Source organism: Peribacillus sp. NPDC056705 (assembly GCF_043656335.1).
The window spans coordinates 34547-57890 of record NZ_JBHTYI010000024.1 but is presented as its reverse complement, the minus strand read 5'-3'; the positions used below and the strand labels follow the sequence as shown (position 1 = coordinate 57890).

Genomic DNA, 23344 nt, shown 5'->3' with positions numbered 1-23344 from the left:
TATCCACCTCGCTTTCAATGTTATTGTTTTTAATATGCGCATGTATAAGGGAAATACGTATTATTATTTAAAAAATAGTTCTTGTCGTTAGCAACTTATAATTTAGACCTTGTTGAAATATCAGGTGCATTAGCTGAAAATCGTAGCTGTCTTTATGGCAGTTCTTTTTGCTTTCAACAAGGGGCAGCGTCCCGTAAATATCAAAGTCCTGATTCTACCTCTTTTAGAGTGAACAGGAAAACCCGTTTTATTACTTTGCCTCTAAATCCCGGATTTGGCACTTTTAATTACTTACTCCCGAAGAGTATGAAGATAATGAACGTTTAAAACAAGAGCTTGGTAATCGTGCATACGACATGCCAGTTGAAGATTTACTAATCATTAATCGCTTAAAATAGTATTTTAAAAGTCAGCAAATTACACAATAACTTAAAATCAAAAGGCAAGCGAATTTTATGAATTCGCTTGTTTTTTCTTTGCCTTTTACACCAACAATACGAGCTTTACTTCATTCCCAGGAGCTGATCAGCAGCTCTCTTTTTTTGAAAATGGTAATTGGAATGACTCGAACAATAAACCGCCACCCGAAAGTGGAGGTTTATTATTGAATCGAGGAAATTACTGTTCTTTTAAGCTGGTTACAGTAACACTTTGTTTTTTATTTGGATCATCAAGGGGATGGATTGTAGCTATTCCATTTTGTTCATCCACATGCTCAATGTAGATACTTTCCTCATTATAGGTTACATTAACCATATTTGGTGAAGAAGCAATTTCTTCTGCTCGTTGTGCGTCCATTTTAGCCACCTCCTTAGAATTTGTGACATGTATAATATTTGTTCCGAATTACCTAGATATACTTGTTGTAATTAAAATTCTTCCAACAATCCCTTACACACTTATTTAACAAACTGGTGCATCAGCTGAAGGTCGAGTTATATTTAAGGAAGCTATAATCATTTAGACTAACGTGGCGAGCCAGTTCAAAAGATTAAAACCTGTTGTTTGGTAAAATTACAGAAAATAAAAAAAGGTTTGGAGGCGATGTAAAATGAATAGTAAAGGATTTTCGATTTCTACTAATAAAAAGTATTTGGATGTAGATTTAATACATGGTTTTTTGAATCAAGAAGCTTACTGGTCAAAGGGAATACCTAAGGAAACAGTAATGAAGTCAATTGAAAATACGACCTTATGTTTTGGGGTTTATAAGGGTGAAATAGGTAATGAAGGTAGTGAACAAGTTGGATTTGCAAGGGTCATAACAGATTTAGTAACACATGCATACCTTTGCGATGTGTTTATATTACCTGACTATCGCAAATTAGGATTATCAAAATGGTTAATGGATGTCATCACCAACCATTCCGAACTGGAGGGGGTCCGCAGGTTTATGTTAGCTACTAATGATGCACATTCATTATATAAAAAATACGGTTTTAATCAGATCGATAATCCAGAGCTATTTATGCAAAAAGTGCGTAAATCTCCATTTTAGTTTCATTAACGGGTGTGAAAGGACCCTGCATAATCGTGCACGGAATGTCGGATGATTCGATTCAATTCCTGCTATTCTTTTGATATAAGGAGGTCATTGAATGGATTTGCTGAAAAATATGAATGGTGCCATTAACTTCATTGAAGAAAATCTTACGAATGAAATTGACTTTAAAGAAGTTTCAAGAATAGCTTATTGCTCGGAATATCATTTTAAAAGGATGTTTTCCTTCCTTGCAGGTATCCCACTATCCGAATATATCCGCCGAAGACGACTTACACTTGCAGCGTTTGAGCTAAAGGATAACAACATAAAGGTCATAGATATAGCGATAAAGTACGGATACAGCTCACCTGACTCTTTTGCAAGAGCGTTTCAACATTTGCATGGAATCACACCATCAGAAGCGAGAAGTAATGGCCATTCACTTAAAGCATATCCACCGATGTCCTTCCAATTATCCATTAAAGGAGGCAGTGAAATGAACTATCGAATGGAAGAAAAAGAGGCATTTCACATTATTGGAATTAAAAAAAGAGTTCCAATCATTTTTAACGGGGTTAATCCAGGGATTGCATCTATGTGGAAAAGTTTAGACGAGAAAACGATAAATGAACTTAAAAACCTATCGAATGTCGAGCCATTGGGGCTGCTTAGTGCATCTGCGAATTTTACCGAAGGCCGCATGGAGGAAAAAGGGGAGCTTGATCATTATATCGGCGCAGCGACAACGAGGGAATGTCCAGATAACTTAACACAGCTTGAAGTTGATGCATCTACATGGGCAGTATTCGAAGCGGTAGGGCCCTTTCCTGAAACACTGCAAAATGTATGGGGACGTATTTATTCCGAATGGTTTCCATCCTCAAACTATGAACAAAGGGAAGGACCGGAAATCCTTTGGAATGAAAATAAAGATATGACCTCACCAACATTTAGAAGTGAAATATGGATCCCCGTTTTGAAAAAGTGAGACTGGACGAAAGATTTATTCGAAAAGCTGTCTTAAGGCAGCTTTTTCTTATATAACAAGCATGGCAGGATAATGGAATAAGGGCTAGGTATTATTTGCTAAAAAGAGCAATAATGATGGGTAGAAAGTGATTATATAAGGAGATTGGGCGATGCCTGTTATTGAACATCAACTATATATTAAAGCACCAGTTGACTTATGTTTTGACCTTAAGTGGGGCGTGGATATCCATACCAAAACGACAGCGAAAAAGGCTGAAAGCCCAAGTGACATTAATGGAAAAGCCAAATAAGTTTGTGGATATTATGGTGAAGGGAGCCTTCCATTCCTTCGTGCATACACATCAGTTCATAGAAGAATCAGGGGAACTATAATGATGGATAAATTTCAATATGAATCCCCGTTCGGTCCAATTGGAGTTTTAGCTGATAAGTTGTTTTTAGAGAAGTATATGAGAGAATTTATCATTTCTCGTGCAAAGGCACTGAAAAAGATTCCCGAGAATATGCACTAACGAAATGGTGCTTTAACTATCAGGGGGCTACTGTCTTTTTTTGTTGCAGAAGAGATAAGTGCTTTTAATTTACGAAGATATTATTGATATACAAAAACGACTTAATGGACTAAGTAAACCTTATGGCGGGCAAACAGATGGATGGGGGGATGAATGATTAAATAGCTGTTCTTGTTATGAAATTACGGGTTATTAATGAACGAACGGGTGCTTTAGCTGAAGTTCGGAGCTGTCTTTATCACCGGCACCCTGAACGTTAGCAAATGGCTCGGCTCAGCGGTACAACCGTGTAAGGCCCGCGGATACAACCGACCTTTAATTATAATTATGGTCAAATCTTTTGTAGCGATTTGATCTTTTTATTTGTTTTTATAAGAATAACATAAATAGAACAAATGTTCCAGTATTAAAGTGTAAAATAATTACTTTTTTAAAAAATCACTCTGGTAAAGGGTTTTGTTGATTCTCTTGAAAAACTAAATGGCCAGGGGAGCAAGACAGTCGTAGTGTTATCGAATTACGCAAGATATATATGCTATAATTGGCCAAAAAAGGATAAATTTATTTTGAATCCTTAATGAAATGTGCTTTCCTTCAATAGTGGAGTTTGATTTGCGGCCTTTTTCTTATGCAACTAGCGGCGGAGGATAGTTCAAGAAGCTTAGTATATACGTTCTGTATAGTATACAAAAAAAGATAGGGGCGGAGTTCTTTGGGTTTCAATACCGGTGATATAGTATATCAACTGATTATATTTATTTTGTTGTTTGGCGTCATTTTGGCTGTTTACTTTTTTGTTCGGTCTCTCCTTACAAGGTCAAACAAATCCAATAGCATAGAACAAAAACTTGATAGAGTAATTGAGCTGCTTGAAAAGGATAGAAGAGATTATTTTCATTTATCCTTTTCATTTTTTTTTTGCTCCTACATAGTTTATGTCACTCAATAGTAAGGCTTATAGTATTAAACTGGGCAGATTAGATGTAGATCAAAGCTTCTTATGAAACTATCGGCGCAAGTTAGAATATACTATAGCGATTTCATCTAGTGCAAAAAAGATTATGGAGCAAATGACAGCAAAGATAAAGAAACCTCCTTGGTCAATAAAGTATGTAGCCAATCCAAAACCAATATGTATTAATCCAGATAACCAGAAACGAATATTGAAATACTTGATTGAGATAAATTCAGCAATGAGTGAGACTGGTAAGCCATAAAAGAAATTTCCAATCAAACTATAAAAAAGAACAACAATAAAATCTCCACCTGAATTCAAGGATGGTTCTTCAAAAATTGAGACTAGAAATAAACCAATTGTTAAGGTCAATGATGAGTAGAATGCCACTTTAATTTTTCTTGATTTGTCTTTAAACAGAAGCTTCCTAATCACAGGAAATAAAAACGCAATCGTTATAAAAGCAAGTAAAGTTTTAATTATTATTGGTGTAGTCGAAACAAGCACTATTGTAAACATAACAAGCACGGTGAAAACAAGAATATAAGAATTTCCTTTTATCATAGATACCTCGAACCTTTTTACCTTAATTGTACAATAAACGAATTTAGTAGGGATTGCTTGTCGGGCCGTCCGCCAGTAGCTAACCCTGTTCCTTCTTCAGCCGAAGCTGGGAACGTCAAGTTGGTTCATGGATCGGCGATATTCTTGACCGACATAATTGGATTCCCAAATGGTTTAGTGGGTTGTTAAAAATTTTCCGGAGATTTTTGTGTCATTATCCTAATTGGAACATAAGTTGAATTAACCCATTTAATTATTTCCTCCTAAAACGAATAAGGAGATGTTTCTATTGTCAAATTGTGGTCATGAATCAAGTTGTTGTAATGATGGTGTTGGATTTGGTGGCGGCTTCGCTTTTATAGTCGTTTTGTTTATACTCTTAATCATCGTTGGAGCTGCTTGTTTCGGCGGCGGTTACGGCGGCGGGTACGGCGGCGTACAAGGGTATGGCAGTTACTGCTAAAAGTAGTATATAAAAAAAAAGCCGACCTTTATTGGTCGGCTTCTTTTATGACTAGTTTATCGTGAAGTTAGCTTAATGATTGAATCGATAATTACATCCCAATCTTCACTATGAATCTCATGCCCCGATCCATCAAGAGCCACTAATTCTGCATGAGGGATTGCTTTTGCAAGGGCAAGCCCGTGCTCGTATGGCAAGGCTGGATCTTCTGTGCCATGAATAATGAGGACAGGTACGGATATCTCACCCATTCTATCAAAGTATTCGTCCCCGCCAGCAAGCAAAGCATGATTAAATCTGCTCGGCAGTTGTTTGGCGCGGTCCGCCTCTCTTTGTGCCAGTTTATACATTCTTTCCTGCTCGTAAGGTTTGGAACCGGCTAAGGTTTTCCATCCATCCGCAAGAAAAGCGATGGCCGCCTCCCGATTTGACCAATCCATGGAAGCACTCTTCGCATGATAATCCAATATGCTTTGGTCCATTGGGGGGAGTTTTTCCATTACAGTCCCGAACACACTTGATGCAATTAGCGTAAGCGTAGTTACGCGTTCCGGATATCTTAATGCAAGAATCTGGCCGATCAAACCGCCTAGGGACATTCCGACGATAGACGCCTGCTCTATGGAATAAGCGTCCAGGACACCCGCGGCATCGTCAGCCATGTCCGTTATTGTATAGTTGGAGGTACCGGGTTCATAATTGACAGATCGTCCGAGATCCCGATGGTCGTACCGAATGACAAACCTCCCCGAATCAGCGAGGAGGAGACAGAAGTCATCATCCCACCAATCTAATGAAGACATCGCTCCCATGATCAAAAGCACAGCAGGGTCCTTTGGGTTTCCAAAACTTTCTGTACATATATCCACTTTATTTATTTTCAGTATCTGTTCACTCATGTTTTTTACCTCCGTATTAAATATTATCTAATAGCCGTTTACCATGGCGCAGATCAATAAATTCTTTCCGGAGCATGATGATTGGCCTGCGCTTTTAATTATCGCAGTCTAACCCACTTAATAATCATGACGAGGCCTCCTTTTATATTTGTAAAATGGGAAATGTCCCTATATTACTGTAACATGTGCGAGGTCTGTGAACCACCAAATTTTCCCACAATCCCAAGAAGCCAGAAAACCCCGAATGCAGAGCACCTTTTTTGGTGTCATTTATTCGGGGTTTATCGCAGATGCATTTTCCTTTTATTGAGCTGTATATCCGCCATCTAACACGACTGCCTGGCCTGTGATGCCCCGAGCTTTGTCGCTTGCGAGGAAAATGGCGTAGCCGGCAATTTCACTTACATCAAGTAAGCGGTTTTGTGGGACAAGTGGATAAATGACCTCTTCCAAAACGCTTTCTAGCGGTACCTGTCTTGTTTTCGCCAGATCCTCCAATTGACCGCGGACGAGAGGTGTGTCTACGTATCCTGGGCAAAGGGCATTGACGGTAATGCCAAAAGAGGCGCTTTCCAATGCGGCGACTTTCGTTAAACCGATTACACCGTGTTTGGCACTATTGTACGCTGCTTTGTTGGCAAATCCAATCAGGCCGTTAATGGAAGAGACGTTGATGATTCTGCCGAAGCCTTGTTCTTTCATGATCGGCAAAACGTTCTTGATTGAAATGAATGGCGCGGTCAGCATGATTTTGATCATCAGCTCGAATTTTTCAGTCGGAAACTCCTCGATTGGAGCAACATGCTGAAGGCCTGCGTTATTGATGAAAATATCTATTCGACCGTATTTGTCTTTAGCTTGTTTGATTAGTTGGATAATATCCTCTTCACTTGTTACGTCCGCTTTTAGGCCGATAACATCCAAGCCTTTGTTCCTCAGGTCTAAAGCAGCTTTTTCAACTGTGTTTTGATCAAGGTCGGACAAAACGACCTTTGCGCCATTTTCAGCGAATATCTTTCCGATCTCAAAACCGATTCCTCTAGCAGATCCGGTAATGATCGCCACTTTATCTTTAACCATATTACATTCCTCCAATAAAAAATGTAATGGTCCAGGTCTGTCATTTCATGTCGTAAATAGGGAATATTTCACAAGGTAAACTCCATTGGAAATATTAAAGGGAAGGTTATAAAAATATGGTTTAGGTTAATGAGTAAGAGTCTATCATGATTTTCAAGATAAAAAAAGAATTTTATTTCCCCCTATCTTTGGCATAAATATTGCATAGATAAAAAGGTGAGTAAATAAAGGTATTTGAAACGGAAAGGGGAAGCTGGATGATTAAAAAAATAACCATTATCGGTTCAGGTGTAATGGGGAGCGGGATCGCTCAGTCTTTTGCAGTTAGCGGGTATCTTGTCACCATTAATGATATAAAGGAAGAGTTGCTACACCATGCCCAAAATCGGATTTCTGAGAATCTATCACTGCTCATTGAGGAAGGGGCCATGACTGATCAGGAAAAGCAAGATGCTTTAGCGAATATTACGTATAGCGTAGATTTGGAAGGGGCTGTAAGGGATGCTGACCTTATCATTGAGGCGATTCCGGAAGTCATTGAGCTGAAGTTGAATCTATATCAGCAAATGGAGGGAATAATCAAACCGGATGCCATTGTCGCTTCAAATACATCGACCTTTCCGATTTCTCAATTGATGGTGAAGGCCTCGTTTGCGGACAGAATGGTCATCACGCATTTCTTTAATCCTGGCCATTTGGTTCCGTTGGTTGAAATTGTTCAGCATGACGAAACAAAGCCTGAAATCGTCAAGACAACAATGGATTTAATGCGTAGAATCGGCAAGTCTCCGATTCTCTTAAAAAAAGAAATAGCAGGATTCATCGCCAATCGTCTCCAGACTGCCTTGATGCGGGAAGCCTTTTATCTATTGAAAGAGGGCGTTGCCGATGCTGAGGATATCGATACGGCGATAACAGCTGGACCAGGTTTTCGGTGGGCATTTACTGGACCGATCGAGATTGCAGATTTTGGCGGATTGGATACATGGCAGCGCGTTTTTGATAATGTTTCACCGGTATTGGATCAAAGTAAGGAAGCCCCTGATTTGATTCGTGATTTGGTAGCCAAGGGAAAACTTGGGGCGAAGTCGGGAGAAGGGATTTTTACGTATGAAGGATCTGCCGTTTCCCAGAAAATCAATGAGAGGAACCGTAATTATATTAAACTGGGAAAATTAAAAATGGAGAAGGAGGAAGTATTATGAGAGAAGTAGTGATTGTGGGGGCAGCAAGAACACCAGTTGGTTCTTTTGGAGGCAGTCTTGCCAATGTGTCGGCGGTTGACTTGGGAGTTGTGGCCGCCAAGGAAGCGATTAAGCGGGCAAATATCTCGGCTGACATGATCGATGAGGTATTGGTAGGGAATATTCTGTCTGCTGGATTAGGGCAAAATGTGGCACGTCAGGTTGCGATTCATGCAGGGATTCCGGAAACAACGCCGGCCATGGCCATAAATAAACTTTGCGGATCTGGCCTCCGGACGGTAATAATGGGAGCGCAATTCATTGCCCTTGGCGATGCTGATGTGATTCTTGCCGGGGGAATTGAAAGCATGAGCAATGCTCCATATTTACTTCCGAATTATCGTTTTGGACAGAAAATGGGTAATGCCGAAGCAGTCGATTCCATGACATATGACGCCTTGACGGATGTTTTTAATCAATATCATATGGGCGTGACTGCGGAGAATATCGCCGAGCAGTGGGAAATCAGCCGTGAAAAGCAGGACGAATTTGCTTTAAATAGCCAACTGAAGGCTGAAAAGGCACAGCTTGAAGGACGATTTGCAGATGAAATCGTACCTGTAGAATATAAACGCAGAGGAAAGACGATCTTGGTGGACCAAGATGAACACCCGCGTCATGGGCTGACGATCGACCAGCTAGCGAAGCTGCGCCCTGCTTTCAAGGAAAATGGGACGGTTACGGCAGGAAATGCATCCGGAATCAATGATGGGGGTGCGATGTTAGTCCTGATGTCTAAAGAAAAAGCGGACGAGCTGGGGCTGGAAGCATTAGCGACAATTAAGTCATATGCAAACACTGCGCTTGATCCGAAAATCATGGGATACGGTCCTGTGCCTGCGACAAGGAAGGCTTTGGCAAAAGCGGGATTGACAATAGATGATCTTGATTTGATGGAAGTGAATGAAGCCTTTGCGGCACAATCACTCGCCGTGCTTAAAGACCTTGAACTGAATCCGGAGAAAGTGAATGTAAATGGCGGTGCAATAGCTCTGGGTCATCCGGTAGGTGCTTCCGGTGCCCGAATCTTAGTGACTTTATTGTATGAAATGAAGCTTAGGGATGCAAAAACCGGCCTTGCCACATTATGTATCGGTGGCGGTCAGGGAACTGCGCTGATTGTGGAACGGTAATGACTTGGCCCCTTTTTCCTATGATATAATGGAGGAAACTTCAGACGGGTTAAGGAGAATAGGAATGGCCAGCGATAATAAAACGATTCAATTGGAATTAGTGAAAGCGATATTGGAAGAATTGCCTTTTGGTGTTTTGGTAACCAAAAACGAAACAGAAATCGTTCTCAGCAATCGCGTATTATCCGAGGCTTTTGCTGAGAATGAATTGGATCTGCAAATAAATTTGATTATTGAAAAAAAACTTGTACCCGCTGTAAATACTCCGATTCGTTTGAATGATCATAATGGAATTGTCAGAAAGGCCATCATTCAAATGGGTGATGAAGAGTATCAGATTTATCTCCTATTATTTACAAATAATAAAAGTGATTTTCTTAACAGCGATAATCATGAAGAACTTCTGTTTAAGGATATTATCGAATTTGCCTATGACGGCTTGGTGATGGTCGATACGGAAGGGTATGTCCAAATGCTTAGCCACGCTTATGCGGATTTTCTTGGCGTCGATCAGGAAAGTTCCATAGGGAAACATGTAACGGAGGTCATTGAAAATACCCGTATGCATGTGGTCGCCAAAACTGGCAAGCAAGAGGTCGCTGAATTACAAAAAATAAAAGATAATTATATAATTGCGACCCGCTCCCCGATAAGGAAACAAGGTAAATTAATAGGGGCGGTCGGAAAGATTCTGTTTAAGAATGTCGGCCAATTTACCGCTCTTTCCAAACGGATAAATTCACTAGAAGTCGAGCTGAAAAAGTACAAAGGCGATTTTCGCGAGAGGAATAAGGCCTCCTATACGTTTGATCATTTGATGGGGAGAAGTCCTGCTTTCATGGAAGTAAAAGGTCAAGCCAAAATTGCCGCTAAAAGTGACTCGAATGTGTTGATCTTGGGTGAAAGCGGAACAGGTAAGGAGCTGTTTGCCCATTCCATTCATAATGATAGCAGAAGGGCCATGGGTGTATTTGTCAAAGTGAATTGTGCCGCCATCCCGGCAGAGCTGCTGGAGTCAGAGCTATTCGGTTATGAAGAAGGTTCTTTCACTGGTGCAAAAAAAGGCGGAAAAGCAGGTAAGTTCGAAGCGGCTGAAGGCGGAACGATTTTTCTCGATGAAATCGGTGAGCTGCCACTGCATATGCAGGTTAAGCTGCTCCGTGTGTTACAAGAAAAAGAGATCGAGAGGGTCGGTTCGACGGGAAGCATTCCGATTGATGTACGGGTAATCGCTGCAACGAACCGTAATCTGGAGGAAATGGTCTCGAAGGGGGAATTCCGACTTGATATGTATTACCGGCTGAAGGTCTTGCAAATCCAGGTTCCTTCCTTGAAAGAGCGACCGGAGGACATTGAAATACTGGTAAACCATTTTGTTGAAAAATACCAGAACCTCATGAAAAAACGCGTAACGGGGATGGGTGAACAAGCTTTACGGCTGTTGCGTCTTTATAAATGGCCGGGTAATATCCGTGAGTTGGAGAATATCATTGAACGCGCAATGAATATTGTGGAAGAAGGGGAAATGATACGTTCCAAGCATCTCCCTAAAGAAATAACAGGGCATAAAGAATCAGTATCGATTCGCACTTTAGCTGAAGTGATGGATGAAACCGAACGGGCTGCAATCGTTTCATGTTTGGAAATGACTTCTGGTAATAAATCAGAAACGGCAAAGAGACTCGGAGTGAGCCGCACGACACTGTATGAAAAAATGAATAAATATGGTTTATGAATGTAGAAATTGTCCTTTTGCGAAGGGTACTTTCAAAATTTTTAAAATAGTAGATTGGACGGAAAGCGAGTGCCTGGAGAGGAAATCAACGATCAAAATAACTATAGACCAACTCGGTTTTCTTTGAGTATGTCTACAGTCTGAAGTGCCCTTTAGCCCAAGGGCACTTTTTTTTATACTTATTCCCCACCTCTTAAGAATTTTTCCCCAGCAAATATTTGATATGTAAGGAAATCCGCACAAAAAATGAAAGGAAATATAAATGGTGTAAGAAAAGGCTTACACTTTTTCGAAGTCTATACGTATGTGTACTGAAACCTTGACAGTTTTAAAGGATTTTATTGATAAACAGGGAAAAAAAGTGTTGGAAAAGGCTTTAAAAGATGTCATTTTTCATTGTCCTTAAGTTGGCACAATAATTGCATAATTACTTTTGTGAATGGCCTATCTGTCATTTTATATTGTGTTTCCACGTAAAATGAAAGGGGATTTCGTAATTCAGCAGATTGCTGAAAGCGTTCTCAATAATTGGAAACCACTTAGGAAGATCATTCAGCTTGACTTGGGGAAGGCAAGCTTGGATGGCAAAGGCGGAAAAGTTGAAAATATGGAATTTAGGAGATTACTAGTTCTGCTTAAGGGCTTCTGAAATTATTTTGGGGCAAGGGGAGAAAAGGGGGAATTGAGTTGGTGATTCAAATTTTAGCCATTGTTGTGGCGCTGGGACTTTTAATCTTTTTAGCCTACCGGGGCTATCCGGTCATTATCATAGCGCCGATCGTTACTTTATTGGCGGTCATTTTATCCGGTGGACATTTGCTGCCGAGTTATACAGAGACATATATGACGTTTGCTGCTAACTATATAAAAGCGTTTTTTCCGATATTCTTATTAGGGGCCGTATTTGGAAAGGTCATGGAAATGAGCGGTGCAGCTGCATCCATTGCCAAAACCATCGTAAAATCACTAGGCTCAAAGCAGGCCATTCTTGCCGTGGTGCTGGCGTGTTCGGCGCTGACATACGGCGGGGTTTCATTGTTTGTCGTGGCATTCGCCGTTTATCCATTTGCAGCGGCAATCTTTAAAGAAGCAGACATTCCAAAAAGATTATTGCCAGGAACGATAGCGTTAGGCGCTTTCACTTATACGATGGATGCCCTTCCTGGAACACCTCAAATTCAAAATATCATTCCAACGAATTATTTCGGAACGGATACCTATGCAGCCCCAATAATGGGGATTATTGGCGCGATCATGGTATTCACTGGAGGAATGATCTGGTTAGAGCGTCGCCGTAAACAAGCGTTGGCAAATGGCGAAGGCTACGGGGAAGGACATATTAATGAACCAGAAAGTGCAGAACAGCAAAACCTGCCTAACTTTTGGCTGTCCATCGTACCGCTCATCCTTGTCGTAGCGTTTAATTTTGCTTTCAGCCGGAGTGCCATTTCGGTTAAGCACTGGTATGATGCATCGATGTTGAAGGAAACTTTCAACATTGCCGATGTAAGCACAGTCACTTCATCCTGGTCTTTGATTGTTGCATTGTCAATCGGTATTATTGCAGCGATGCTTCTGAATGTTGGACGTATCAAGGTCAAATTGGCAACTGGATTAACAGCTGCGGCAATGGGATCCTTGCTTGCCATATTCAATACTGCATCTGAAGTCGGTTTCGGGAATGTGGTGAAAACGCTTCCTGGATTCTCGGTCATTCAAAACTGGGTGTTCGATGCAAGCGGCAATCCACTCGTATCCGAAGCCATCGCCGTCAATGTGCTGGCAGGGATTACCGGATCCGCGTCAGGTGGACTTTCGATCGCGTTAGAAGTAATGGGAGGTCACTATTTGCAGGTGGCCCAAAGTGTCGGAATCACCCCTGAAATGCTTCATCGAATTGCATCCATGGCATCTGGCGGAATGGATACGCTGCCGCATAATGGTGCCGTCATTACCTTGCTTGCCATTACTGGACTGACACATCGTCAATCTTATAAGGATATCTTTGCGATTACGATTTTGAAAACAGTGACCGTGTTCATCATAGCTTTTGCAACTTCACTGTTTATTTAATAGAATAGTATTAAGAATGGAGATGATGGAAAATGAGTAAATTATTAACATCTTTTGATAGCGCTATTCAACAAATCGAGGATGGAGCAACCATTATCGTTGGCGGATTCGGATTAAGCGGAATACCAGAAAAACTGATCATTGCTTTGCGTAACAAAGGGGTAAAGGATTTGACGATTGTCAGCAACAATTGTGGAGTCGACGATTGGGGTCTAGGTCTATTGCTTGAAAATAAGCAAATCAAAAAAATGATCGCTTCTTATGTAGGGGAAAATAAGTTATTTGAACAGCAATTTTTAAGTGGCGAGCTGGAGGTCGAGCTAGTTCCCCAAGGAACGCTGGCCGAGCGTTTAAGAGCGGGCGGAGCGGGAATTCCTGCCTTTTATACAGCTACAGGAGTAGGAACGGAAGTCGCGAAAGGTAAAGAACATAAAGAGTTTGATGGCCGCACATACATTATGGAAAAAGGAATAGTCGGAGATTTTGCCTTTGTAAAAGCCTGGAAAGCAGATCATTTCGGTAATCTTGTATATCGGAAAACGGCAAGGAATTTTAACCCTGTCGTTGCCACTGCAGGAAAAGTCACGCTTGTCGAAGTGGAGGAGCTCGTGGGCACAGGAGAACTTGATCCAGATGAAATTCATACTTCAGGGGTTTATGTACAGAAAGTGCTTGTAGGAAATGACTATGAAAAACGAATTGAAAAACTTACAACTGCTAACGCATAAAAAGGAGGAGTATTCGAATGACTAGACAACTAATTTTAGAACGGGCCGTTAAAGAAATCCAAGATGGTATGTGTGTGAATTTAGGGATTGGAATGCCGACCTTGATTGCCAACATGATTCCAAATGACTTTAATGTCATGCTTCAATCGGAAAATGGCTTACTGGGAATCGGGCCTTATCCACAAAAGGATGAAGTCGATCCGGATTTGATAAATGCCGGAAAAGAAACAGTAACCGCAAAATCCGGGGCATCATTTTTTGATAGCGCTGAATCGTTCGCGATGATTCGCGGAGGCCACATCGACCTGGCCATTTTAGGCGGGATGGAAGTGTCCGAGAATGGGGACTTGGCAAACTGGATGATTCCAGGGAAGATGGTAAAAGGAATGGGAGGGGCGATGGATCTCGTCCAAGGCGCAAAAAGAATCGTTGTCATTATGGACCATGTGAACAAGCATGGGGAATCCAAAGTGAAAAAGAGCTGTACATTGCCATTGACGGGGGAAAAAGTCGTCCATTGCCTGATTACCGAACTGGCTGTTTTTCAATTTACAGAAGCTGGCATGGAATTGATAGAATTGCAAAATGGCATAACACTTGATGAAGTGAAAAGTAAAACAGAGGCTGACTTTACAATAAGCCCTTCTATTGAAATTAAGGCGTAAGTTTAAAGAGATTAATAAAATAATTCATTAATAGACTACTTCCATTCGCAAACGGGCGAACGGAAGTAGTCTAATTTTTTTTGGGAAATTCCCTTTCTATTGTGAAGGAACAACCCCACAGACGCTTGGCAGGCAGTCGGCGGAAAGGGAGCGGATTTCTGAAATCAGCTGGAACGTTTGTTAAATACCATTCACTAATAAATGAGAACAAACTTTTCCAACCATGCTACTTTTCCATTAAAAAGGCTTATATAAAGCCTGATGGGAACTTAAAAGGAGGGATTGCATTTTGACGGTAGCATTACGAACATTATTGGATCGATCAGTGAAAAGGATGGGCAAAGGGATAAACCCTGTGGTGAAGGCATCAGCATTGGAAATGTTGGAACGTGCTTATACTGAAGGGATCACTGTACAGATAAGTGCGGGCCATCGCTCTTTGGAAGAACAAGCCGCACTTTATGGTCAAGGACGAGTTTACAGCTACAATGGAAAAAGTTATAGCAATCTAGCTAAACCTATTGTGACGAACGCTAAACCAGGGCAAACTTATCATAATTATGGACTGGCCATTGATTTCTTCATTGTGAGTGATGATGGCAAGAGGGCGATATGGACAGTTGATTCAAAGTGGCAGCGCGTGGCTGCCATAGGCAAGGATTTAGGTTTTAAATGGGGCGGGGAGTGGAGTTCATTCAAGGATTATCCCCACTTGGAGATGACAGGCGGGTTATCTTTTGCACAGTTACAAGCAGGAAAAGAACCTCACCTTACATTCAAATTAGAAAAAATTGAAATGCCGAAGGCCAGCAAAGGAGATAGTCATATAATTTCGATACAAAAAACGTTAAATAGCCGATATAAAACGAATATTGAAGGTGATGGGTTTTATGGTCCAAAAACTCGATCGGCTTTAATAAAAGGTTTACAAACAGAGCTGAATAAGCAATACAATAAAAAGTTAATTGTCGATGGAAAATGGGGACCTAAAACCAAGACAGCAACCGTCACCTTAAAAAAAGGAGCTGCTGGCAATATCACATGGATCCTGCAAGCAGCGCTCTATTTGAAAGGGTTTCACCCCGGGTCCCTTGACGGAGAATTCGGGGGAAAAACAGAGGCGGCATTATTTCAATACCAAAAGGCAAGCAAGATTTCCGCTGATAAGCTTGCAGGTCAAGAAACATGGGATGAATTGCTTGCTTGATAGAAAAACCATACCGTTAGCAGGAAGTTAAAGCTGTGGCAAAAGCGCTCCAACTTCTCACTACTTATACTTCCCCTCAATGATTAATTATGGATTGCAGAGTTCTTAATATTCCTTTAGAGTATGTGCCTGTCGCTATTTTAGGATGAGCTTCCTTCGCTTCTTGAGTTGCATTCCCTACCAGGTAACCATGTTTAACACTTTTTAACATGAGCAGATCATTGCCGCTATCCCCGAATGCAATGGCATGCTCCCGACTCAGCGCGAATTTGTCTAGCATAAAACGTACAATTTCATTTTTTCCAGTGCCTAATGGAATAAAGTCTATATCATAACTATCTTCAGGATCTCCGGCAAGGGGATTGCAACGATTGATATTTACCCCTATCCCGTACTCTTTGGCCACCATTTGGATGGTGGCCAAGTTCTTCTTGTCGACGGATTCATGTTGTATTTGATAATAATAATTTCTTTTGTAGCGTGAACTTCCCATTTGAGTCTGAGGAATCAATGGTATATTGCCGTTATGTAGAACATGATAAATTTCATCGACTTTCCTTTTATTAAATTCTTCGATAGTAATCTGTGAATGCCAATCTGGATCATTTTCCAAAAAATTATTTTCTGAGAAATAGGTGATTTCGGTACCTAAGTCACTGGCAATAAAATGCGGGAAAAATCTGAAGCCACCTTGCTCCATTTTATGTAATATTGATTCGATTCTACTTCCAGTGACCCAGCCAAAGACAAGTTCTTCATCATGACTTTTTGCTTCTAAGTAATTTTCAAGTTCATATAAATCTTTCTGCCTCTCGTGACTCATGGAGTGAGGATAATAGGTTTCATCAAAATCACAGAATACAATGTATTTTGGGTCTTCAACATTTGGCAGTAACTGAAACCCGCCCTTTTTATTCAATAACATAACAACCCTCCATTAGCTAAAAATATCCGCTTCAATAACATGTAAAAATGCAACTCAGGAAAATTTGGTAATATGTGATATGTGAGGAACGGTTTAATAATAACTTCTGAAATCGATAACATGTCAACCACTTATTATAAGGATGTGATCAAATGACTAAAATTAGCGAGATAGCCAAGATATGTAATGTCTCTAAAACAACGGTATCTAGAGTCTTGAATAATCATCCATATGTATCGAAAGAAAAAAGGGAACAAATCTTAAAGGTCATTGAAGAACTTGATTATGCACCAAGTTCACTTGCCCGGAATTTTAGGACAAATAAAACCCAAACCATTGCACTATCAGTCCCAAGATTCGATCATCCATTCTTTGCCCAATTGGTTAAAGGGGTATCTCTGGCAGCGTTGGAAAATGATTATAAAGTTCTTATTTTTCAAACCTTTTATGATTCGAAAAATGAATTGGATGTTATGGAAAAATTAAAGAATAGAGAAGTAGATGGAGTTATTTTAGGAGCGTTAGAAAATGAATGGAATGTAATAAAGCCTTATTTGAAATACGGCCCAATTTTACTGTGTAATGAATACCATCATTCCGCCTCTATACCGATTATTGGTTATGGCGAATTTGAAGCGACTTACAAAGCGGTTAATCATTTAATAAAAAAAGGCCATAGGAAGATAGGTTTTTGCTACGATACTTCTTATAGTCAGGCTCAGGGTCAAAGAAAAAAGGGGTTTTTAAAAGCGTTAGCGGATAATAATTTACTACACAATGAAGATTGGATATTTGGACATGGTTTTAATATTGAAGATGGATTCCGTATTTGTGATGAAATATTAAAATTAAAAGAAAAGCCTACTGCCTTATTTACTGGAAATGATCAGGTCGCAGCAGGAATTATTAAAAAGGCAACTACATTGGGCTACAAAATACCGGAATGCCTAGCTATAGTTGGCTATGATAATCAATCGATTTGCCAAGTCACAACCCCCACCATAACCACAATCGATATACCAATTATGGAACTGGGACAGCGCACTGTAATGGAATTAATAAAATATTTAAATGATGGTTTGGAATTAAAGCGGGACATTATTAAATTGCCTACCAAACTTAAAATCAGGGAATCAACCTAACCATCATTAAGATATAAAACTTCCTATTCAGGTTCATTATCCTTTTAGACAGACACGTTAAGCAGTTCCGGCTATATGGATGTTGTCGGATAGGATGCAATCCGTCCTGCCCTGGGAATAATTCGACTTTCCCGGGAAATAATGCACCTAAAACCGTCATGATTCGACTTACCCTGGAATAATCCGTCCTGCACGAGTCCGCTAATCATCTAAAGAATTCATTCAAGTTCCAAGCACCAATCATTGCATCTCATAAAGCTCCCTGCCGGGTATTCGAATTCACATTCGGAGATGAGGTTGAAGCCGAGCTTGCGGCAAATTGCGTTTGATGCAGAATTATTGATCGAAGGGAAAGCGTGAATGCATTTGTATTTTCGTTCGGCTTTGACTTTCTCTATCAGTGCCTTCACGGCTTGAGATGCGATTCCTTTTCCTTGAAAGGAAGGGAGGACGCTCCAGCCGATTTCGTATACATATTCATCATTCCACACTGTTTGCCAGTAGCCGACGGAACCGGCTGCCTCTGCCTCCGGAAACGAGTCGATGCTAAACATGCACCCCTTATCCCCAATCTGTAGATACCGTTGATGGCGTTTCAGGATTTGTTCACTATTTTCTGGTCCGCCAAGGTGTTCCATCATTTCTGGGGCATTTAGTTGAAAAAGTAATTCAAGGTCTGTATCTTCCCACGGTTTAATTTCTATTTTCGTTTCTTTGCTTCGGTCTGAAATCCGACTCACCCCTTAATTTTAATTCTTCTTTATATTAATTTTCTTGGCTTGGTGCGATATTCCTTTTTTTTGAACTTATTAATCTATGGCCTTTCTGTTGAAGTTTTAATCTTATAAGAATAAAGAGATGAATGTTTCCCATTAAATGCTATAATTTACAGGTGATTCTATCAAATGACAGAGAACGGAGATGAAGAAATGAAATCTTCAGTAAATCAGTTTTCCACTCAATTTGAATGGATATTGAATGTGATCAATGTGGGTGTCCATATCGTGAATAAGGATGGGGATACGGTATTCTACAATGAAATGATGGCACATATCGACGGGCTTGATCGTGAACAGGTGCTGGGGGAGAATATTTTTCAGCTTTATCCTTCATTGACTGATGAATCCAGTACGCTGCATGTAGCATTGGAAAAAGGCAATGAAACGATTGAGTCCATTCAAACATATGTCAATGTAAAAGAGAAAAAAATAACGTCGATCAATAGTACGTATCCTCTGTATGAGGATGGTGAAATTATAGGGGCAGTGGAAATCGCAAAGGATATTACGAAGGTCATGAATATGTACGACCAAATTGTCGATTTGCGTTCCCAGCTGGTCGAGACCCATAAGAAAAGCAAGTTCCCTGAAGGGACGGCGTCCTATCATTTTAGTGATTTGATTGGTAGTAGCCCTGCTTTTCAGCAAGCGATTTCATTGGCGAAAAAAGCGGCCCGTACACATTCCCCAGTCATGATTTATGGACCCACCGGGACAGGGAAGGAACTGGTCGCCCAAAGTATACATAATGTAAGTGCTCAGCGAAATCAGCCTTTCATCGCGCAGAACTGTGCAGCTGTTCCAAAGGAATTGATGGAGGGTCTGCTGTTCGGGACGACGAAAGGGGCTTTTACCGGAGCGATGGATCGCATGGGCATTTTTGAACAGGCGAATGGCGGAACCCTTTTCCTTGATGAGCTGAATAGCCTCGACCTCGGTCTGCAGGCAAAATTGCTGCGAGTGCTTCAGGAAGGTGAGGTGCGCCGTGTTGGAGGTTCGAAGGAGCAGAAGGTTAATGTTAAGATCATTGCTGCGATGAACATATCTCCAGAAGAGGCGTTGGAGCGGGGAATCATTCGCTCGGATTTATTTTTCCGCCTGAATGTCGTGACGGTCCAAATGCCTTCTCTTTTGGAGCGTAAAACGGATATTCCGGAAATCGTCAATCACTTTATTCAAAAGTTCAACAAATCATTTTTTACCGAAGTGCGCGGGATCAGTCAAAAGGCGATGCAGCGGCTTCTTCAATATCAATGGCCAGGGAACATTCGTGAACTGGGACATGCCATCGAGTTGACCTTTAACGTCATGGACGCAGGAGAAGACATGATTGATGAACATCATCTTCCCGCTTATCTTTTCCCTTCAGGAAATTATGCTGCAGCAAATGCGCAGAGCCATCCTTCCCCATTGCAGGACAAGATTGATTTACCTGTCGTTCTTGAAGAAATGGAAAGGGAAATGATCATCAAAATGTTCGAGAAATATAACGGAAATATCAGCAAAACGGCAGAAGCCCTCAATATTAAAAGACAGGGGCTGCAATATAAGTTAAACAAGTACGGCATTGAGAAAGTTTATACGGCGGGATCGAAGGAATCAAAGTGAATTCAGGTTTTTTGAAAACGCTGCTACTTTCTTGATCATGTAACCTGAAGAGGGCTCTTGTGAAAAGAGACCCTCTTTTTTCGCATGGCGCAAAGAAACTGGCTGCAAAAAATTATGCGTATTGAAAAATTTCTTGCGACTTTAAGCTCGGTTTGCCCCCTTTTGCTTATGTTTACCGTGTTATTCATGTTGGCATCATTCTTGCGAGAGTATATATATAAGCTTTTAGAATAAGGGGGGCATTTTAAATGAATTTGATGGGAATGGATGTAAAACATAAAGAATACCTAGGTGGACGCAGGCATTATAATGATATCGAATTATGGAAAGATGTAACGGAAGAGCAGTGGAATGATTGGCTCTGGCAATTGACCAATACGATTAAAACACTGGATGATCTGAAAAAGGTCGTCAACCTGACACCTGAAGAAGAGGAAGGAGTCCGGATTTCGACTCAAACGATTCCGTTGAACATTACGCCTTATTATGCTTCATTGATGAATCCCGATGATCCTCGCTGTCCGATTCGTTTACAGTCGGTACCGCTTTCGGCAGAAATGAACAAGACTAGATATGATTTGGAGGATCCGCTGCATGAGGATGAGGATTCCCCTGTTCCGGGATTGACGCATCGATATCCGGATCGCGTTCTATTCCTTGTAACGAACCAATGCTCCATGTACTGCAGATATTGTACGCGACGCCGTTTCTCAGGTCAGGTTGGCATGGGTGTCCCGAAGAAGCAGCTTGATGGGGCGATTGAATATATCCGGAACACTCCGGAAGTAAGGGACGTGCTGATCTCTGGCGGAGATGGTTTGCTGATCAATGATAAGATTCTTGAATACGTATTGAGTAACTTACGTGCCATCCCGCATGTGGAAATCATTCGGATCGGAACACGTGCACCGGTCGTTTTCCCGCAGAGGATTACGGAAAATTTATGTAACATTCTGAAAAAATATCATCCGGTTTGGTTGAATACGCATTTCAATCATTCACTTGAACTGACGGATGAAGCGAAAAAAGCATGTGATATGCTGTCGATGGCAGGCGTGCCGCTTGGTAATCAGGCAGTCATCCTGGCTGGAATCAACGATAGTGTACATATCATGAAAAAGCTTATGCATGACTGTGTAAAAGCAAGGGTAAGACCTTATTACATTTATCAATGTGATCTATCTGAAGGGATTGGCCATTTCCGGGCGCCGGTTTCAAAAGGGCTTGAAATCATTGAAGCGCTGCGCGGCCATACATCAGGATATGCAGTGCCGACCTTTGTGGTGGATGCTCCTGGCGGAGGCGGAAAGATTGCCCTGACTCCGAATTACCTTCTTTCGCAAAGTCCGGATAAAGTCGTTTTACGGAACTTTGAAGGAGTTATCACAAGCTATCCGGAGCCGAAGAATTATGTTGCCGGCAGTGCGGATGCTTACTTTGATGAAGTGTATGGTACGGCGGATAGGAAAGAAGCCGTCGGGATTTCAGCTCTCATGACGGACGAGAAATTCAATTTGGTGCCAGAGGGCCTTCGTCGTCTTGACAAGAGAAAATCGTATGAAAGCACTGAGGAACATGCTTCCTTGAAGGACCGCCGTGATAAACGGGATGAGATGAAGGAAAAATTAAGGCTAGCCCAAGAAAAAAAGAGCGCCATGGCCGTTAGTGGCTCGGTTAAATCCGAAGGCAAGGAGGAATGAAGATGGATTGCTTGTGGTGCAACGCCCCGAACGTGGAAGAAAGTGAAAAGAAGGATTGTTACTGGATCATGCCTGACGGGAAACGCTCGATAAAAGTCCTTCAAGTTCCAGCCGTGAACTGTCCTGAGTGTGGAATCTATGTGTCCGATTCGATGAATCAAAAGGTGGATGAAGCCTTGTCTATATATGATGTGAGTGAATATCCTGATGAGTTCACGTATGATCAGCTTCTTCAGGCACCTGTCAAAAAATTATTCAATTGGAAATAGAATGCCGGGAGAAGCGGATGATATGCATCTCTTCTCCCGAATTCTTTAAATAAGGGGGGTACGTAATGCCTGTTCAAAAGCTGCCTTTTTTCACCCAAGTGGAGACTGGGGATTGTTATACGATGGAACTCTATCATGATCATGCCAATCAGCGCTTACGCATGGATGATTATCGGGGAAATGTCAAAAAAGCGATCGATCGGGCCCTTGCCATCGCAAAGGAGCAGGGCTTCACTAAAGTGATACTTAAGGCCAGAAATGAAGATTTATCAGCGGCATTGGGTCAAGGATTCATGCTGGAAGGCATATTGAACAAGTATTTCAAAGGGAATGATGCCTATTGCATGGCCTTCTATTTAACGGATGAAAGGCGAACGAGCGACTTTTGGGTCAAGGAAGATAAAGTCATCCAAGAGATAAGCAAGGTTCCAAGGGTAATGGAATCTCAGCAAATTCCTAAGGACTATATCCTCCGGTTTGCTACGGTTGAAGATGCAAAAGAGCTGGCGGAGTTATACGGTGCCATTTTTGAAACCTATCCTACACCGATGAATGATGAGCGATATATCAAGAAAGTGATGGAGGAAGGCACGATCTTTAGTGTAATCGAATATGAAGGAACCATCGTGAGTGCTGCATCCGCTGAAGTGAATGAGATGTATCACAATGCTGAATTGACGGACTGTGCAACGATTCCCGAACATCGAAAGCATGGTTTCATGAAGGTGCTCATCTCCGCATTGGAACAAGAATTGTTCAGGAAAAACATTTATTGCTCTTATTCATTGGCGCGATCATTGTCAATGGGCATGAACGCAGTCTTTCATCAGCTGGGATATGAATATGGAGGCAGATTAACGAAGAATTGCAATATTTGGGATAAGTATGAGGATATGAATATTTGGGGTAAAGATTTATCCGTCAAGTAGGAGGATTGTTTCTATGGCTAAATACACATGGGTTGATAAAGAAACCTGTATTGCATGCGGGGCATGCGGTGCAACTGGTCCTGAGATTTATGACTATGATGATCAAGGAATCGCTTTCGTCATCTTGGACGATAATCAGGGGATTGCCGAAGTTCCTGAGATCCTGCATGATGACATGCAAGATGCTATGGAAGGCTGCCCTACCGAATCCATCCTGATTCAGGATGAACCTTTTAGTTGGTAGATCGGTTTCTTTTAAGA

Annotated in this window: 24 protein-coding genes and 1 pseudogene; 19 read left to right on the top strand and 6 right to left on the bottom strand. The window is 41.2% G+C overall.

All coding sequences use genetic code 11. The features are described 5' to 3' along the window. Positions 1–618: 618 nt before the first annotated feature. Positions 619–798: a small acid-soluble spore protein H gene (locus ACFRAK_RS21215; RefSeq protein ID WP_260286606.1), complete on the bottom strand. Its 180-nt coding sequence runs from the start codon at positions 796–798 to the stop codon at positions 619–621. A 253-nt stretch (positions 799–1051) separates the two neighbouring features. Here ACFRAK_RS21215 and ACFRAK_RS21210 point away from each other — a divergent pair, with 253 nt between their 5' ends. The 5 genes and pseudogenes from ACFRAK_RS21210 to ACFRAK_RS21190 all read left to right on the top strand — a co-directional run bounded on the left by ACFRAK_RS21210 (position 1052) and on the right by ACFRAK_RS21190 (position 3934). Beyond that, on the top strand, positions 1052–1498 hold the full coding sequence (locus tag ACFRAK_RS21210) for a GNAT family N-acetyltransferase (protein WP_387600484.1): 447 nt from the start codon (positions 1052–1054) through the stop codon (positions 1496–1498). Positions 1499–1598: 100 nt separating this feature from the next. Continuing rightward, positions 1599–2471, top strand: coding sequence for an AraC family transcriptional regulator (locus ACFRAK_RS21205; protein ID WP_394572447.1), 873 nt, complete (start codon positions 1599–1601; stop codon positions 2469–2471). 151 nt (positions 2472–2622) lie between these two features. After that, positions 2623–2985, top strand: a pseudogene (locus ACFRAK_RS21200) (SRPBCC family protein). Positions 2986–3043: 58 nt separating this feature from the next. Further along, the gene (locus ACFRAK_RS21195; protein ID WP_387600490.1) at positions 3044–3142 is read left to right on the top strand and encodes a ribonuclease E inhibitor RraB; all 99 of its coding nucleotides are present in this window, start codon (positions 3044–3046) and stop codon (positions 3140–3142) included. A 555-nt stretch (positions 3143–3697) separates the two neighbouring features. Continuing rightward, positions 3698–3934, top strand: coding sequence for a DUF4083 domain-containing protein (locus ACFRAK_RS21190; RefSeq protein WP_394572443.1), 237 nt, complete (start codon positions 3698–3700; stop codon positions 3932–3934). 57 nt (positions 3935–3991) lie between these two features. Here ACFRAK_RS21190 and ACFRAK_RS21185 read toward each other — a convergent pair whose 3' ends face one another. Beyond that, a complete protein-coding gene (locus tag ACFRAK_RS21185; RefSeq protein ID WP_387704911.1) occupies positions 3992–4504 on the bottom strand; it encodes a hypothetical protein in 513 nt (170 codons plus the stop codon). Positions 4505–4793: 289 nt separating this feature from the next. Between ACFRAK_RS21185 and ACFRAK_RS21180 the strand changes: the two genes are divergently transcribed. Continuing rightward, positions 4794–4967, top strand: coding sequence for a YjcZ family sporulation protein (locus tag ACFRAK_RS21180; protein ID WP_387600499.1), 174 nt, complete (start codon positions 4794–4796; stop codon positions 4965–4967). 56 nt (positions 4968–5023) lie between these two features. Here the strand turns inward: ACFRAK_RS21180 and mleCBF are convergent, their stop codons facing one another. After that, the gene (gene mleCBF / locus ACFRAK_RS21175; protein WP_387600502.1) at positions 5024–5866 is read right to left on the bottom strand and encodes a CBF family alpha/beta fold macrolide esterase; all 843 of its coding nucleotides are present in this window, start codon (positions 5864–5866) and stop codon (positions 5024–5026) included. Between the two features lie 303 nt (positions 5867–6169). Further along, complete coding sequence (locus ACFRAK_RS21170) at positions 6170–6946, bottom strand: 3-hydroxybutyrate dehydrogenase (protein WP_394572440.1); 777 nt, start codon at positions 6944–6946, stop codon at positions 6170–6172. Positions 6947–7203: 257 nt separating this feature from the next. On the opposite strand from ACFRAK_RS21170, the gene ACFRAK_RS21165 reads away from it, so the two are divergent. From ACFRAK_RS21165 to ACFRAK_RS21135, 7 genes are all read left to right on the top strand, one after another. Continuing rightward, positions 7204–8151 (top strand): 3-hydroxyacyl-CoA dehydrogenase family protein, encoded by a 948-nt coding sequence (locus ACFRAK_RS21165; RefSeq protein WP_394572438.1) that lies wholly within the window; start codon positions 7204–7206, stop codon positions 8149–8151. Continuing rightward, positions 8148–9323, top strand: coding sequence for an acetyl-CoA C-acetyltransferase (locus ACFRAK_RS21160; RefSeq protein ID WP_387704903.1), 1176 nt, complete (start codon positions 8148–8150; stop codon positions 9321–9323). Before ACFRAK_RS21165 ends, ACFRAK_RS21160 begins: the two co-directional genes overlap by 4 nt. A gap of 64 nt (positions 9324–9387) precedes the next feature. Beyond that, positions 9388–11058, top strand: coding sequence for a sigma-54 interaction domain-containing protein (locus ACFRAK_RS21155; protein ID WP_387600514.1), 1671 nt, complete (start codon positions 9388–9390; stop codon positions 11056–11058). Between the two features lie 687 nt (positions 11059–11745). Next, on the top strand, positions 11746–13131 hold the full coding sequence (locus tag ACFRAK_RS21150) for a GntP family permease (protein WP_387704899.1): 1386 nt from the start codon (positions 11746–11748) through the stop codon (positions 13129–13131). Between the two features lie 32 nt (positions 13132–13163). After that, a complete protein-coding gene (locus ACFRAK_RS21145) occupies positions 13164–13859 on the top strand; it encodes a CoA transferase subunit A (protein WP_230303876.1) in 696 nt (231 codons plus the stop codon). Between the two features lie 17 nt (positions 13860–13876). Beyond that, a complete protein-coding gene (locus tag ACFRAK_RS21140) occupies positions 13877–14524 on the top strand; it encodes a 3-oxoacid CoA-transferase subunit B (protein ID WP_192206315.1) in 648 nt (215 codons plus the stop codon). 289 nt (positions 14525–14813) lie between these two features. Then, on the top strand, positions 14814–15731 hold the full coding sequence (locus ACFRAK_RS21135; protein WP_394572434.1) for a peptidoglycan-binding protein: 918 nt from the start codon (positions 14814–14816) through the stop codon (positions 15729–15731). Positions 15732–15807: 76 nt separating this feature from the next. On the opposite strand, the gene ACFRAK_RS21130 is transcribed toward ACFRAK_RS21135, so the two are convergent. Continuing rightward, a complete protein-coding gene (locus tag ACFRAK_RS21130) occupies positions 15808–16656 on the bottom strand; it encodes an HAD-IIB family hydrolase (protein WP_387600528.1) in 849 nt (282 codons plus the stop codon). 152 nt (positions 16657–16808) lie between these two features. Between ACFRAK_RS21130 and ACFRAK_RS21125 the strand changes: the two genes are divergently transcribed. Then, on the top strand, positions 16809–17798 hold the full coding sequence (locus ACFRAK_RS21125) for a LacI family DNA-binding transcriptional regulator (RefSeq protein ID WP_387600531.1): 990 nt from the start codon (positions 16809–16811) through the stop codon (positions 17796–17798). Between the two features lie 218 nt (positions 17799–18016). On the opposite strand, the gene ACFRAK_RS21120 is transcribed toward ACFRAK_RS21125, so the two are convergent. Further along, complete coding sequence (locus ACFRAK_RS21120) at positions 18017–18529, bottom strand: GNAT family N-acetyltransferase (protein WP_387601009.1); 513 nt, start codon at positions 18527–18529, stop codon at positions 18017–18019. Between the two features lie 174 nt (positions 18530–18703). On the opposite strand from ACFRAK_RS21120, the gene ACFRAK_RS21115 reads away from it, so the two are divergent. The 5 genes from ACFRAK_RS21115 (at position 18704) to ACFRAK_RS21095 (ending at position 23327) form a co-directional block, all read left to right on the top strand. Continuing rightward, complete coding sequence (locus ACFRAK_RS21115) at positions 18704–20185, top strand: sigma-54 interaction domain-containing protein (RefSeq protein WP_394572431.1); 1482 nt, start codon at positions 18704–18706, stop codon at positions 20183–20185. A 263-nt stretch (positions 20186–20448) separates the two neighbouring features. Next, entirely contained in the window at positions 20449–21885 is a 1437-nt protein-coding gene (gene kamA, locus ACFRAK_RS21110) for a lysine 2,3-aminomutase (RefSeq protein WP_387601011.1), read from the top strand. A gap of 2 nt (positions 21886–21887) precedes the next feature. Continuing rightward, complete coding sequence (locus tag ACFRAK_RS21105; RefSeq protein WP_192206310.1) at positions 21888–22154, top strand: YokU family protein; 267 nt, start codon at positions 21888–21890, stop codon at positions 22152–22154. A gap of 65 nt (positions 22155–22219) precedes the next feature. Then, positions 22220–23083, top strand: coding sequence for a putative beta-lysine N-acetyltransferase (gene ablB, locus ACFRAK_RS21100; protein ID WP_387704893.1), 864 nt, complete (start codon positions 22220–22222; stop codon positions 23081–23083). A gap of 13 nt (positions 23084–23096) precedes the next feature. Then, positions 23097–23327 (top strand): ferredoxin, encoded by a 231-nt coding sequence (locus ACFRAK_RS21095; RefSeq protein WP_076364212.1) that lies wholly within the window; start codon positions 23097–23099, stop codon positions 23325–23327. Positions 23328–23344: the final 17 nt, after the last annotated feature.